The organism is Cryobacterium sp. M15 (assembly GCF_002929675.1).
Taxonomy (GTDB): Bacteria; Actinomycetota; Actinomycetes; order Actinomycetales; family Microbacteriaceae; genus Cryobacterium; species Cryobacterium lyxosi.
Genome location: NZ_PJJW01000038.1, coordinates 238233 through 252807, shown reverse-complemented (window position 1 = coordinate 252807; position 14575 = coordinate 238233). Strand labels below are relative to the sequence as shown.

10 protein-coding genes are annotated in these 14575 nt (G+C 65.0%); 4 read left to right on the top strand and 6 right to left on the bottom strand.

Annotated elements, in window-relative coordinates:
* The first annotated feature begins 96 nt into the window (after positions 1-96).
* Positions 97-933, top strand: a complete 837-nt coding sequence (locus CXY83_RS10885; protein ID WP_104197356.1) for an exodeoxyribonuclease III — start codon at positions 97-99, stop codon at positions 931-933.
* Positions 934-953: 20 nt separating this feature from the next.
* On the opposite strand, the gene putP is transcribed toward CXY83_RS10885, so the two are convergent.
* The 3 genes from putP to CXY83_RS10870 form a co-directional block, all read right to left on the bottom strand.
* Positions 954-2456, bottom strand: a complete 1503-nt coding sequence (putP, locus tag CXY83_RS10880) for a sodium/proline symporter PutP (protein ID WP_104197355.1) — start codon at positions 2454-2456, stop codon at positions 954-956.
* 258 nt (positions 2457-2714) lie between these two features.
* Positions 2715-3437, bottom strand: a complete 723-nt coding sequence (locus CXY83_RS10875) for a fumarylacetoacetate hydrolase family protein (RefSeq protein ID WP_104197354.1) — start codon at positions 3435-3437, stop codon at positions 2715-2717.
* A gap of 16 nt (positions 3438-3453) precedes the next feature.
* Positions 3454-4374: an AEC family transporter gene (locus CXY83_RS10870; protein WP_104197353.1), complete on the bottom strand. Its 921-nt coding sequence runs from the start codon at positions 4372-4374 to the stop codon at positions 3454-3456.
* 80 nt (positions 4375-4454) lie between these two features.
* On the opposite strand from CXY83_RS10870, the gene CXY83_RS10865 reads away from it, so the two are divergent.
* Together CXY83_RS10865 and CXY83_RS10860 are read left to right on the top strand one after the other, a co-directional pair.
* Positions 4455-5270, top strand: coding sequence for an alpha/beta fold hydrolase (locus CXY83_RS10865; RefSeq protein ID WP_104197352.1), 816 nt, complete (start codon positions 4455-4457; stop codon positions 5268-5270).
* 119 nt (positions 5271-5389) lie between these two features.
* Positions 5390-9430, top strand: a complete 4041-nt coding sequence (locus CXY83_RS10860) for an SCO7613 C-terminal domain-containing membrane protein (protein ID WP_233200800.1) — start codon at positions 5390-5392, stop codon at positions 9428-9430.
* Between the two features lie 301 nt (positions 9431-9731).
* On the opposite strand, the gene CXY83_RS10850 is transcribed toward CXY83_RS10860, so the two are convergent.
* Together CXY83_RS10850 and CXY83_RS10840 are read right to left on the bottom strand one after the other, a co-directional pair.
* Positions 9732-11639: an HNH endonuclease signature motif containing protein gene (locus tag CXY83_RS10850; RefSeq protein ID WP_146069913.1), complete on the bottom strand. Its 1908-nt coding sequence runs from the start codon at positions 11637-11639 to the stop codon at positions 9732-9734.
* Positions 11640-12005: 366 nt separating this feature from the next.
* On the bottom strand, positions 12006-12842 hold the full coding sequence (locus tag CXY83_RS10840) for an SDR family NAD(P)-dependent oxidoreductase (protein ID WP_104197347.1): 837 nt from the start codon (positions 12840-12842) through the stop codon (positions 12006-12008).
* 73 nt (positions 12843-12915) lie between these two features.
* On the opposite strand from CXY83_RS10840, the gene CXY83_RS10835 reads away from it, so the two are divergent.
* Positions 12916-14058, top strand: coding sequence for a cation:proton antiporter (locus tag CXY83_RS10835; RefSeq protein WP_104197346.1), 1143 nt, complete (start codon positions 12916-12918; stop codon positions 14056-14058).
* A 44-nt stretch (positions 14059-14102) separates the two neighbouring features.
* Here the strand turns inward: CXY83_RS10835 and CXY83_RS10830 are convergent, their stop codons facing one another.
* Positions 14103-14534 carry a DUF3592 domain-containing protein gene (locus tag CXY83_RS10830; RefSeq protein WP_233200799.1) on the bottom strand — a complete coding sequence of 144 codons (432 nt, stop codon included), beginning with the start codon at positions 14532-14534 and terminating at the stop codon, positions 14103-14105.
* Positions 14535-14575: the final 41 nt, after the last annotated feature.

Genomic DNA, 14575 nt, shown 5'->3' with positions numbered 1-14575 from the left:
TATCCATTCGATCGCACCCCATTCAATCGCACCCTGAGGAGAACTGCATTCGATACCGCGGGGCGGCATCCGCTCGGCGCCTTATAGGCTGGAAGCATGCGCATTGCCACCTGGAACGTCAACTCCGTTCGTGCTCGTTCCGGGCGTATCGTCGACTGGCTGGAACGCGAGGACATCGACGTTCTCGCCATGCAGGAGATCAAGTGCAAGCCCGAACAGTTTCCGTTCCAGGTGTTCGAAGACGCCGGCTACGACCTCGCCATTCACGGTCTGAGCCAGTGGAATGGCGTGGCGTTTGCCAGCCGCGAACCGATGACGGATGTCGTCACCGCTTTTCCGAATATGCCCGGCTTCCAAAAAGGTGCCGTCGGTCCAAATCAGCCGCTCGAGGCGCGCGCGCTCGGTGTGACCGTGAATGACCTGCGGCTGTGGAGCCTGTACGTGCCGAACGGGCGCGCTCTCGGCGACCCGCACTACTCCTACAAACTGGCCTGGTTGAACGCCCTCGAGGCCCATGCGGCCGAGGAACTCAGCCGGCACCCCGCGCTCGCCCTGGCGATGATGGGCGACTGGAACGTCGCGCCCCGCGACGAAGATATGGGTGACCCGAGCTTCGTGCCCGGCACCTCGACCCACATCTCGCCGGAGGAACGCGCAGCGTTCGACGCTTTCGAGCAGGCCGGCCTGACCGACGTCGTGCGGCCGATCGTGCCGGAGGGTTTCACCTTCTGGGACTACAAGCAGCTGCGGTTTCCGCGCAACGAGGGCATGCGCATCGACTTCATCCTCGGCTCACCAGCCTTTGCCGACCTTGTGACGGATGCCAGCATCCACCGCAACGAACGCAAGGGCGACGCCCCGAGCGACCACGTGCCGGTGCTCGTCGACCTCGACCTCGGGGGCGATGACGACGATCGCCCGATGATTTTCTAAACCCTTCGGCCGGATGCCTGCTACGCCGAGATCTTCTCCGGCGCCCGGTACTTCGGGCGTGCCTGCTCGGCAGCGGCGTCGAATTCGGCGTCGATGTCGGCGTTGGGCTTGTAAGTCGCGAGGGAAACCACGACGGCGACGATCAGGCTGGCAGCAAAGCCCGGCACGATCTCGTACAGGATATCGCCGAGCGGCAGGCTGCCCCAGATGAACACGACGACGGCACCGGTGACCATGGATGCCAGGGCGCCCCAGGTGGACAGCTTCTTCCAGTACAGCGAGAGGAGGACGACCGGTCCGAAGGCAGCACCGAAACCGGCCCAGGCGAAGCCGACCAGGTCAAGAATCGTCGAATTCTGCTGCAGTGCGATGAGTCCGGCAACGACCGCCACGAGCAGTACACCGAGACGTCCGAACGAGACCAACTGCTTCGGGGAGGCCTCCTTGCCGACGATTCGATACAGGTCCTCGACCAGTGCCGAGGATGACACGATCAGCTGTGAGGAGATGGTGCTCATGATGGCGGCCAGCACCGCAGCCAGCACGAGACCGGCGATGAACGGGTGGAACAGGGTCTGCGAGAGCAGCAGGAAGACCGTTTCCGGGTTTGCGAGCGACAGGTCGGGGTTTTGCTGGAAGTACGCGATGCCGATAAGCGCCGTGGCGACAGCACCAAGAGCGGTGAGAATCATCCAGCCGATGCCGATGCGGCGACCGGCCTTGGCATCCTGCGGGGTGCGCATGGCCATGAACCGCACGATGATGTGCGGCTGACCTACGTAGCCGAGACCCCAGGCTGCGGCCGAGATAACGCCCAGCACGGATCCGCCGGCCGTGAGGGAGAGCAGGTTCGGGTCAACTTCGCGGATGGAGTCGAGGGTGGCGGTGATGCCGCCAGTGGCGTTGAGCGCCACCAGCGGAACCGCAATCAGGGCGACGAGCATGAGAAGTCCCTGGGCGACGTCGGTGAGCGTCGCTCCGAGGAAGCCGCCAAACAGCGTGTAGAGCAGGGTGACGCCGGCAACGATCAGCATGCCGGTGAGGAAGGTGGAACCGAAGGACTCCTCGAAAAACACGCCACCGGCCACCATGCCGGACGACACATAGAACGTGAAGAACACCAGGATGATGATGCCGGAGGCGACGCGCAACAGGCGAGACGTGTCCTTCAGCCGGTTTTCGAAGAAGCTCGGAATGGTGATCGAGTTGTTCGATACCTCGGTGTACGAGCGCAGCCGCGGAGCAACGAACTTCCAGTTCAGCCAGGCACCGATGGTGAGGCCGATCGCGATCCAGGCCTCGACGAGGCCGGACACGTAGATGGCTCCGGGAAGTCCGAGCAGCAGCCAGCCGGACATATCGGAAGCGCCGGCACTCAGCGCAGCGGTACCGGGTTTGAGGCCTCGGCCGGCGAGCATATAGTCGTCAAGATCTTTGGTCTGTCGAAAAGCGAAATACCCGATGGCCACCATGCCAGCGAGATAGAGAACGATCGCGATTATCTGAAATGTTTGATCCGTCAATGGGATTCCTTTGTTGGGATGCCCGACGTACAGGACGTGATTGCCCGGAGTACGGGCAGGCTAAAGGGGTCAGTCTCACAGAAATCCGGGCTTTTTACCATTTCCTTCTCTCCATTTGTCCACCCAAACCGGCATGAAGGCGGACTTCACCGACCGAAAGACGACTCATGCGTGCTGCAGCCTTGATCGACGCCGACCCGACCGACGCCGCCGATTTGGTGGGCATTGATTCCCTGCTGACTGCGACCGAGATTGCGCTCAGACCACGCGAAAGGTGAGGTCACCGACCCCGTCGATGCCTGCGGTGACGGTGCTTCCCGGCTCAATTCGGCCGACACCGGCGGGAGTGCCGGTAAAGATGAGATCACCGGGCCGCAGGGTGACAAACCGCGATAGGGCGGCGATCACGTCGGGCACGGGCCAGATCTGGTCGGCAAGGTCGCCGTCCTGGTGGGCCTCACCGTCGACGTGGAGCCAGATGCGTGCCGAAGCGGGATGGCCGATAGCGCTGGCGGCAACGAGCGGCGTGCAGGGTCCTGAGAAATCGAAGCCCTTGGCGAGATCCCACGGGCGACGCAGTGCCTTGGCGGCATCCTGCAGGTCGCGCCGGGTGAGGTCGACGCCGGCGCCGTAGCCGACGACGTGGGTGAGGGCATCCGCTCTGACGATATCCGCGCCGCCGACGCCGATCGCGACCACGAGTTCCATCTCGTAGTGCAGGTTGTCTGTCTCTGACGGAAAAGGAACCGTGTGCGGAGCGACACCGTACGCGGGAACGCCCTCGTCGACGGCGAACACGGCGTCGGCCGGCTTGGCGAAGAAGAACGGCGCTTCGCGCTCAGGGTCATTGCCCATCTCCCGGGCATGTTCGGCATAGTTGCGGCCGACGCAGTACACCCGGTGCACATAGAAGCGCTCAGCCGAGCCAACGATCGGCAAGCTCGTGGGTTCGGGTGCCATGAACGGGCCAGAAGTAGACATGCGGTCCTTTCGGGACTCAGGCGAGCAGAGCCGCGATCACGAGCAAAGCGGGCATCGATAGAATCGTGGTGAGTAAAACGGTGTCTCGGGTGACGACAATGGCTCGATCGTAACGCGAGGCGAAGTTGAAGATGTTCTGCGCGGTCGGTAACGCCGACACGGCGACTACGGCGAACAGTTCGGCGCCATCAAGGTCGAAGACGAAGTGTCCGAACAGAAACGCGATGGTCGGCATCAGTACGACCTTGATCAGGGTGGCTGCCACGACCTGTTTGCGCCCGGTTCCGGCCTTCAGCAGTCGTTGGCCGTGCAGCGACATGCCAAACGACAGCAGCACCAGGGGAATGGCGGCTCCGCCGATCAGTTCGAACGGTGCGAGTATCGGGGCTGGAACCGTGATCCCGAAGGCCGCCACGAGTACGCCGGCTAGCGAGCCGAGAATCATCGGGTTTCGAAACGGCTGCGTCACGATCGACACGAACGAGGCCCGTCCCCTGGTGGCCATGTCGAGCACGGCCAGGATGGCAGGTGCCAGGATCACTAGCTGCAGCAGCAGCACGGGAGCCACATACTGGGCGCTGCCGAGCACGTAGATGGCCACGGGCAGACCGATGTTGTTGGCGTTGACGTAGGTCGCGCTCGACGCACCGAGCACAGTCTCGGCCAGCGGCGTTCGAAAGAACAGCCGCGCGAGGACGAGGTAGATGAATACCCCGACCACGATGGTACAGACGATGGCGACTAGAAATTCAGAGAAGAGCACCGACACGTCCGCGTGGGAGAGCACGGTGAACAGCAGCGCGGGAGTTGCGACGAAGAAGGCCATCCGGTTGAGTATTCGGCCTGCGCCCGCCCCGACAATACCGAACCGCTCAACAAAGTACCCGATCAGGATCACAAACCCGATAATCGAAAAACCGATCAAAACACCGCCCATTCTGACGAGCCTAAGGCTTGCCCGAGCAGTAACCGGCGCGGCCCTTTCGGCCGCGCGATCGACGTTGCTACGCTCAACGCATGCCCCGACTCGACGTTTCTGGCGCTTCCCTCTACTACGAGACCCACGGAGACCCCGACTCGCCAGCCCTGCTCCTGTTCCACGCGGGCATCGCAACCCTGCGCATGTGGGACCCGCAGGTCGCCGCCCTCTCGGCCCACCACTACGTCATCCGCTTCGATACCCGTGGTTTTGGCCAGACGACGACCGAGAATGTCGAATTCTCCAACCGAGCGGATGCCACGGCATTGCTCGATCATCTCGGCGTAGCTCGGGCTACCCTGATCGGGTGCTCGCGCGGAGGCACGATTGCGATCGATCTTGCCGTGGAAAGCCCCGAGCGCGTCGCGGGCCTGGTCACGATCGGGTCAGGACCCAGCGGATTTCCCGATGTGGAGCTCACCGAACGTGAAGACGCCCTGTTCGACAAGCTGGATGTGGCCTTCGCCGGCCGTCAATGGCCGCGGCTGGCGCGGCTCGAAGTTGCACTGTGGGCGGTCGGGCCGACACGCAAGGCGGCCGACGTCGACCCCGCTTTTCTGGCCCTCGCGCAGGAGCTCAATCTGCGCAACGTCATCCACGCCACGGAAGCGCCGATCCCGATTCCGCTCGAGCCAGCCGCGCTGGACCGGGTCAGTGACATCGACGTTCCGGCGCTGGTGACCGTGGGTGAGCTCGACGTCACGTCGTCGCTAGCTCACTATGAATTTTTGTTGGAAATGCTGCCGCAGGCCAGCGGCTGCACATTCCGCGACACCGCTCACCTGCCGAGCGTCGAGCATCCGCTGGAATTCCAGCGCGTGCTGGTCAGCTGGCTCGCGACCAACAGCCTCTGATCCTTCCGTCTCCTCCCCCGCCCTACCCTGCGGCAATTGTCCACACCCTGCGGCGGGGTCTGCCCAGGTTTTCTGTGCCCGGTACCCTGTGGGCAGAGTGACCGACCGCGGGGAGATCGATGTCAGAGCACGAGCCAGTCCAGAGCGGAGAATTCTACCTCCGGCATGCCGGTCGCATTATTTGGCCGCGCAATGCCAGGGACCTTATCGACTCGGCGCTGTGCCCGGCTTGCCACACACCGCTGAGGTCGCCGGTCTGTTCCAGTTGCCGACTCGACCTGCAGCACGGGGCCGCAGCCGAATTATTGGTTAGTTCAGCGGATGCCGCAGCAGCGCTGCAGCGTCGCGCCGAGCTGATCGGGCGCATCCGCTACGAAACGAAGACCGGCCGGGTCGCCATACCCCGTCCTTTCAGTACATATTCGGTCACTGCTGATTCGAGCTCCCTCAATTCAGTCGCCACGACGTTGGCGTCACCGGTTCTGCCGGTTCTGCCGGTTCTGCCGGTTCTGCCGACCCTGCCCACAAAGCCGCGGCGTTCCAACGTGCAGGTCGTACTTCTCTCCATCGGTGTGCTCTTGGTCTCGGTTGCTGCGATCTTCTTTCTCACCGTTGCGTGGATCGTCGCCGGGTTGGGATTCCGCTTTGTTGTCGTCGCGCTGCTGACCGTGGCGGCTCTCGTGGTCGCCGCCCGGATGCGTCGTTCGCGGCTGACATCCACCGCCGAGGGAATCGGAAGCTTCGCAGTGGTACTCGTGCTTCTCGACGTCTGGGGCATGCGGCAGAACAACCTCTTCGGTCTCGCCGCCGGAGATGGGGCGCTCTACTGGGGAGTCGCCCTGATAGTGTGCGCGACGCTCTTTCTCGGCTGGCACGCCCGATCAAACCTGCGCGTGGGCAGTATCGCCGGTTTCGTCGTCGTGGTTCCCGGTGTCGGGCTCTTCGCGGCCGGTCTCTTGCAGGGCCAGAACACGCTCACTCGCGTTTTCGTCGGCTTTCTCGGTGCCGCCATCGCAGCCCTGCTGCATCGTGCAACGTTGTCCCGGCCCGCGGATGGGCGCCGCTCGCCGGCCTTCGATCGATTCCCCGAGCGGATACTGCTGCTCGCGCTGGGCGCGCTGGCCCTGGTCACGGCGGCCGTCGTCGCGGTCTTTGTAGAGTCCGGCAGCCTGATCGCGCCGGTCTGGTCCCTCGGCGCGGTCGCGCTTGTTGCCACGGCCCACGCCGTACTCGTACTGAGGACGCCGCGGTCCGCGCTGATCGTCGAGAGCGTCGACGTGGCGCAGCCGGCCCGACTCATGGGGGAATACGGAGCTTTCGCCTATCTGGCGGCGTCTCTGGCCGCGTTCGCGGCGGCTGGCATCGCGCCGGTCGTTGCCGGTCGCTCCGACAGTCTGCCGTTTTCACTCACCGTGCCCCTCCTCGTCGCCACCGCTTTGGCCGTAGCACTCGAACTGTTCGCACGTCACCTTGCTGCGTCCTCAGCCGCACGCATGGCCGGGTTGGTGGCAGCCCTTTCGGCCGGCACGGTCGCGGCCATTCTGCTGCTTCTCACTGCCGGGTATGCTGCCTGGCCACTCATCCAGGCCATAGCAAGCGGGCTACGCGGCCATGAGGTCGTCCTTGACCTTGCCAACGCCGACAACGTCTGGGCAGTGCTCGCGCTGGGCGGGGTCGGCGCGACACTGCTCATCGGCTGGGCCCTGGGCGGTTTGCTGCGCGCCCGGCGCCAGATCGTGACCGCGCTCGCACTGACCGTCGTCATTCTCGCCGTGCCGCTCTCCCCCTCCATCGGGGTTATCGTCGCGCTCTACCTGCTGCTGGGCGCCGGCGCACTCATCAGCCTGCTCCTCGCTCGATCACCTGAGCCAACTTCAGTGCCGCCCACAGTCAATGACGCCGGTCGGTTCTCGCTCGGCTTTCTGGCACCGGCCACCATCGTGTTTCTGGTCGTCGGCGAGACGTTGGGCTATGTCATCAGTTGGGCACACCCCACAACCTGGTGGTTCGGCACGGTCTCGCTCGTAGTCGCGCTCTGGTTTGCCCGCCTGTTGGTCACGCACAGGGCTACAAACCCCGCGCTCACCAGCCCAGCACTCGCGAGTGCCGCCCACGCTCACGCCCGCGGAGCTCTGTTGGCCGCGGCGATCGTGATCACCTTGGTCGGGGTTGGTCACGTTCCGCTGGCCCTCGCGCCGGAACAGCAGTGGTTTGACGCGATCAATCTGGCCAACGTCACGGCAGCCATCGCCCTCGCAACGGCCCTCCTGCACCTGCTCGTCGCTGCGGCAGCACTTCGGCCAACGGCGCTCTCTCTTCTCGATCGGCGCTGGGCATTCTTCACCCTCCTCGTTCCGAGCGTGGTTGTCTTCGTCCTTCCGATTCGAATGTGGTCGCTTGCCGCCGGCGAATCCCTGCTGCAGCCCGAACCACTCGGATCCATCCTGCGCGCCAGTATCCTGGTCGCCGCGTGCGCTTCGTGGGTCTTTCTGCGCGCCAACCATGGCGGGCTGCACTTGGAACGTACAATCGCTGCCATCGCCTTGGCCCCGGCGGTGTATTTATTGACACGCGAGGTTCTCTTCCTAACGGCTGCCGTCACCTCCGATTTCATACTCGCCGCACCGGCTGTCGCCCTCGTAGTCTGCTCACTCGCGCTGTTGCGCGGTACAAACCGTGACGGCGGTGCTGGCCGCGTCACGGCCAGCGCCGCTGCCATCGGTGCGACGGGCACACTGGCTGTGGATTCGACGGCCCGTCGCGACCGGATTGCCCTCGAAATCGGCTCCGCGATTGTGCTCGTGCCTGCCGTGTTCGCCGCTGTAGGTACGGTAGTCACGTTCCGTTCCCTCGGCTGGCTCGTGATCGTGCTCGCCGGCATCGTGGCGCTCATCATGGCGATCGCGGCCGACGGGCTGTTCGGCTCCCGGTCCAATCGCCGCCACTTCGGCTGGCTTGCCCTGTTGCTCGGCACGGCCGGCCTCTGGCTGGGCCTCGATCAGGCAGGTATCGTGGCACTCGAACCGTATGTGCTGCCAGTCGCCGGTATCGTGCTCACCACGGCCGCGCTGATTCGCCGCTTTGGCACAACCGATCGCTTGAGCGAAGCAAGTCCGGTGGCCGGCGTGCTGACTTTCGCCGCGCTGCTCATTGCTCTGGTACCGCTCGCCGTGTCGTCCGAGTCGGGGTCGCTGGCGCGCCCCATCGTGCTGGCCCTCGTATCTGTGACCCTCATGATCGGCGCCGCACTGGTGCGATGGGCTCCGCCGTCGTCAACGTATCTGGCTGCGGCCGGTCTGGCCGGCGCGATATCTCTCGTCGTCACAGCCTTCGCACAGACGCAGCGCCTGGTCGGGGCGCCCGGCGCCCCCGATGGGCGACTCGAGCTCTGGCTGGTACTTCCCACCATGGCGGCGATTATGACCGCGGTTTTGCTGGTTCGCCAAACGGATGCTGAAACCACGGCACTTCGACGCGGCACGGGCATCGCGCTTGTGCTGGTGTGGGCATCCGTTCTGACCTGGGTCGAACTCACCGTTGTCAGCGCCCCCGCAGATGCCGGGCTGTCAACACCCCGGGCCGTTCTGCTCGTGCTTGCTCTCTCTGCGGTGCATGTGATCGCCCTCGCGCAGCCCCGAGCGCCGTTAGGGGCAATCACCGCCTGGAGCGTACTCGGGCTGGCCGGCTTGGCCGCTATCACGGTAGCCAGCTCTAGCAAGGTCGACCCGTTTGAACTCGTCACCGTACCGGTAGCGTTGGCGCTGATCGGATCGGGCTGGCTGCGCCTGCACAGCAATCCACGAGCGCGCAGTTGGCCCTGGTTTGGTCCGGGACTGTCTTTGCTGCTGGTGCCGTCGCTGCTGCTCGATCTCACGTACAACGACCTGTGGCGCATCGTCAGCCTCGGAATTGCAGCGATCATTGTGCTTGTGATCGGTAGCTCGAGGCGACTGCAAGCGCCGTTCGTAATCGGTGCTGTCGTGCTGCTCATCCACGGTGTCGCCCAGCTCTGGCCGTGGATCGCCCTCGCCTACAGTGTGATTCCGTGGTTCCTCTGGCTCGGTGGTGGCGGTCTTCTGCTTATCGTGCTCGCTGCACGCTACGAACAGCGCATCGCGAACCTCAAGTCGGTTACCCTGCGCATCAGTGCGCTGCGGTAGACGGCCGGTGCTGCGCCGGGCAGTGCGGTGCAGGGCAGTGCTGCGCTGTGCCGGGCAGTGCGGTGCAGGGCAGTGCTGCGCTGTTCCGGGCGGTGCTGTTCCGGGCGGTGCTGCGCTGTTCCGGGCGGTGCTGTTGTGCTGCACCCTGCCAAGCCGTGCTGTTGTGCTGCGCCCTGCCAGGTCGTGCCCTTCGGTGTGGTGTGGTGTGGTGTGGTGCCGCACGGTGCCGAGCGATTGCGCCCAGCACGTGGTTCACGATCGGACCGGTCTTCCAAACGGGCGGGGGCTACGAGCCCCGCACCTAGAACGGCTGCGGGTCGGGGTCGACTATGTCCCAAGCAGAGGCCGTCGAGTCGGTCGAGGTAGAACCGGGCGGGGTAGAACCGGGCGGAGTCGGGTCGAGTGTGGTCGGGTTAGCGGTGGTCGGGTCGGCGGTGGACCCAGGTCGCGGTGGTGATGTGTCGGTCTGTTGTCGCGGTGGACTGATGCGGGTGGCGGGATCAGTGGCGTAGTGCTTGCCCGCCGGACTGGTCCAATTCAGGGTGCCGTCGGGGTCGGCGATGACGGTCCACGCCGAGTAGTGCTTGAGGTTGTGGTGGGCGGGAGAGAGGAAGTGCAGGTTGGTGGCGGTGGTGGGCCCGCCGAATTGTTTGTCGCGGGTGTGGTCGAGGTCGCTATGCCCGGCGGAGCGGTTGCAGCCAGGGAACCGGCACGTTCCATCACGCAGGCGCAGGTATTTCTTCAGGCTTGCTGGCACTCGGAACGGTTCTGCGCTGACGTCGAGCACGATGCCGGTGTGCGGATGCGTGAGGATGCGCAGAAAACTCGTCGCGGTTCCCGCCAGCCGGCGGGCGGTCTCCGGTTCGATCGGCCCGTACCCTTCGAGCTCCCCCGGCTCCTCGCTCTTCCCCATCAGTGTGAGAACCGGCACAGTGATGTTGACGTTGGCCGTCAGGCCGGCGCCGAGACCGGTGCTGGTGACGCCTTGGGCGAGCAGGTCGACGGCGACATCGGCGCGGAGTTGACTGAGCGTGCGGGGCTCGTCGGGGCCCTGCAGACTGATGGCGACGTCGGTGACGCGGGTATAGATGCCGTGGAGGTCCTCACCGGCGGCGCGCAGCCAGAGCGTGGCCATGCCGTCTTTGTCCGGAAAAAACATGACTTTGCGGTCGGCCAGGCACTTGGTACGGCGAACGGTGATGCTGTCGGGGTGGAATCGTTCACGCAGTTTTCGGGCCTTACCGTCGAACTGTGCCGGAGTGAGCGTGCAGGCGTGCGGCAGTAACACCGCCTCCAGCTCGGTCCGGGCGGGCGGGGGCACGGAGTCGAGTTGGTCGAGCACCCGCCGCGCATGACGCAGGGAGATCTTCCCCGCGCGAAGCGCAGCAAGGGTCTGCGGACGCGATTCGACCAACACGCGGCTCTCGTGCAGAAGACCGGACGCGGTGCCGGACGGGATGCGCAGCGCACACGCCATCTCCGCGACCAAACCCTGCTGGGCGGCGAAGGTGGCATCCCAGTCGTGTTCGTGTTGCAGCCCAGCCTGCGGTCGGCCGGTCTCGGCGGTGTTGGTGGTGTAATCCCACGCCTCGGTTAGAACCTCGGCCTTGCTCGCTTGCGCCCAGGCAATGACCCTCTCGAGATAAAGCACCCGGTCGACGAACTGCGCCTGCCGGCGCTGGAACGGGTTCACGTCACTGGGCAAGTCCTGCGCGGGCAAGTCCTGCGCGGGCAAGTCCTGCGCGGGCAAGTCCTGCGCGGGCAAGTCCTGCGCGGGCGGGTCAGCACGGAGCTGACGAGCGTTGTACTCGGCGAAGAGAAACTCCTCGCGGAGGTTCTCGTCGAACAGGTGCTCGGGCGGGACGGCGGCGAACACTTCAGCCAGGTCGAGGTCGGCTGGGATGGTCGGACCGTCGGCGAGCTGCAAGTCCTGCCGGATTTTTACCGCAACGGTCGCGGCAGATTGTGCCTCGACTTCGTCTTCGGCCTGCCACTCGGACAGGCACTGCAGCCGAAACGCGTCAAAGAATGCGCGGTCTTCTACCGAGAACGACCACTCGGCGAATTCTCCCTCGGACACGCCGTCGAAGTCGGAATCGCCGTCGAAGTCGGAATCGGAATCGGAATCGGAATCGGAATCGGAATCGGAATCGGAATCGGAATCGGAATCGACTGAGCCCGCTTGGGGGGTCTCGCCGCTCTGGCTCATGCTTGAATTCTACCAAAATCAAGGCTGTCAGTCGAGGAAATCTCAGTGTATTTTAGATTTCGATACGAAGTTATATTCGGGACATTATTCGCGTTTTGAGACCGTTTCGCCTTCGTTGACGGAGTCTCGACCGGCGGCGGCAACCGCAGGCCGACTCGCGCAGGCCGACTCGAGCAGGCCGACTCGCGCAGGCCGACTCGAGCAGGCCGACTCGAGCAGGCCAACGGCGGTCAACCCAGAGTCCCCATTTGTTTCGGCTTGCGTCAACGCTGAAGTGACGCCGGACGATGGTTTGGCGACGAACAAATCGGTTCGGCACCGGTGCTGGTCTACCTCGAGCCTGTCACCCTCACCGAAACTGGGCAGCTACCCGCGACCGACCCAGCGGTCCATTGACCGGTAGACACCGAAAACGCGACCAGCCACGGCGTCCCAGGCGGCCAATGGCAGTACGCCGCGAAGCACCTTCGACAGGTTCACCGTCCACGGCAACAGCAGTTGCGGCTTGCCGGCCAGCATCGCCCGCCAGACCCGATCAACGACGTATTCCGGCGTCATCAGCGGGGTGAGCAGCGGCCCGCTGGCCCCCGTGAACATGCCGGTGTCGATGTAGCTCGGGCAGACCGTGGTCACCTTGACATAGCCGTGCCCCTGCTGCACCAGTTCGAGCCGCAGCGAATCGCTCCAGCCGATCATGGCCGCTTTCGAGGCGGCATAGACACTCATCCGCGGGGTGCTGAGGGTGCCGGCGGCCGACGCGATGTTCACGATGCGTGACTCACGCCATCCGCTCGCAATCATCGCCGGCAGAAACTCGCGAGCGATGTACATGGGCGCAAGCGCATTGATCTGCATGGTCGGGCGGGTGTCTGCACCGTTGTCGTGCTCCCAGAAATACTTGCCACGCACGATGCCGGCGTTGTTGATGACCACGTCGGGGTCGCCGATCTCCGTACGCACCCGCTGAGCGGTCTGCGCGATGGCGCCGAGGTCGGCGATATCGACGACGTAGGGGGCGACCCGCGTGCGTCCGTGGGAACGTTCAGTCAGGATGGCGGTGGTCGCGGCGAGCGCGGAACCGTCGCGGTCCCACAGGATGACGGTTTTCGCCCCCTCGGCGACGCAGCGTTCGGCATACAAGCGGCCCATTCCCCTGGCAGCTCCGGTAATCAGCACGCGGGCTCCGGCTACGGTTCGACTCATACCTCCATCATGCCGCCTGCGCCTTCTCTTGCGGGACTACGCTCGGGCTAGCAGCAGAATCGGGGAGGTGCCGATGGACTTTCATACCCTCGCGATCATCTCCGTGATCGCACTGCTCGGGCCGCTGCTGGCGACACCGCGCCGGTGGAACATTCCCGTCGTGATCGGTCAGCTCGGCGCCGGTGTGATCGTCGGCCGCACCGGTTTCGGCTTTGTCGACGCAAGCGACCCCACACTGACCCTTCTAGCGGATATCGGCTTCGCGTTGATCATGTTCGTGGCCGGCACGCACGTGCCTGTTCGCTCCGGCGCAATTCGCGCAGCACTGGCGACCGGCCTGGTGCGGGCAATTCTGGTGACCCTCTCGGCGATCGCCCTCGGCGTGGCCATCGCGTTGATCTTTGGCACAAATCATGCACTCCTATATATAGTCTTGATCGCCTCCTCGTCGGCCGCGCTCGTGCTGCCTCTTATTCATTCGCTGGGTTTGCGTGGCCGATCGGTGCTCGAGCTCACCGCGCAGGTCGCGATCGCCGATATTGCTGCGATCGTGGCGCTGCCGCTGGCCATTGACCCGCCGAATGCCGGCCGCGCCGCGCTCGGGGCCGCGCTCGTGGCGCTGCTGGCCGTCGCGCTCTACGTTGTGCTGGCCTGGTTGGAACGAAACGGCTACCGCCTGCGACTGCACACGTTGTCGGCGAACCGCAAATTCGCCCTCGAACTGCGCATCCAGCTGGCCATTCTGTTCGCCCTGTCAGCGGTCGCCGTGTTCAGCCACGTTTCGGTCATGCTCGCCGGGTTCGCTTTCGGCCTCGCCGTCGCGGCCGTCGGCGAACCGCGCCGCCTCGCCCGGCAGCTCTTCGCCCTCGCCGACGGATTCTTCGGACCCCTCTTCTTCGTCTGGTTAGGCGCCTCCCTCGCCCTGGGCGACCTCGCCGACCACCCGCAGATGATCGCGCTCGGTCTCGTGCTCGGCGTCGCCACCCTGCTCACCCACGCGACCACGCGCGTGCTGGGCCTCCCGCTGTCGTTTGGAATGCTCTCAGCCGCGCAGCTCGGCATTCCGATCGCGGCCGCGACCATCGGCACCAAGCTGCAGGTGCTCGCCCCCGGGGAGGCAGCGGCCCTGCTCCTCGGAGCGCTCGTGACCATCGCTGTGACCGCGGTGGCGAGCGGACGGGCCACGCCGCGCGCAGCATCCGTTGCGCCGGCCTGACCTGCCCAGCCGCGCGCGGCATCCGTTTCTGGGCCTACGGGCGGCTAGAGGAACATCAGCACGATGCCGGCCACACCGGCGAGAACGCCAATGCCCAGCAGTACCAGGCCGATCAGGCGCAGTCCCTTGCCATCGAGGTCGGGGTCGTGCGTGCGGCACTTCTCCGGCCGGCGATCGCGAAACCAGACGCGCACGTCATCGCCCGCCACGAGATGCTGCGTCTCGTGGGTGTCGGCCGGGCACTCGTGCACATCGCCGTCGTTATCAAACCAGCGGATGACCGTGGCGGGCCCCGATGCGGCCGTACTCGATGCGGCCGGACTCGATGCGGCAATCACGGCGGTCGAGCGAGTCCAGCGGCCACTGATGCCGCGCACGGACAGGCCGACCATATAAAGGAGCGCTCCGATGATGAGGCCGACGAAAGTGAGGATCTCGCTCATAATACCGGCGAAGTCGAGAGCGTGCACTGCCACCGCCGTCCGTTGTCTATCGTCTGCTCGCGGCGCTTACCCCG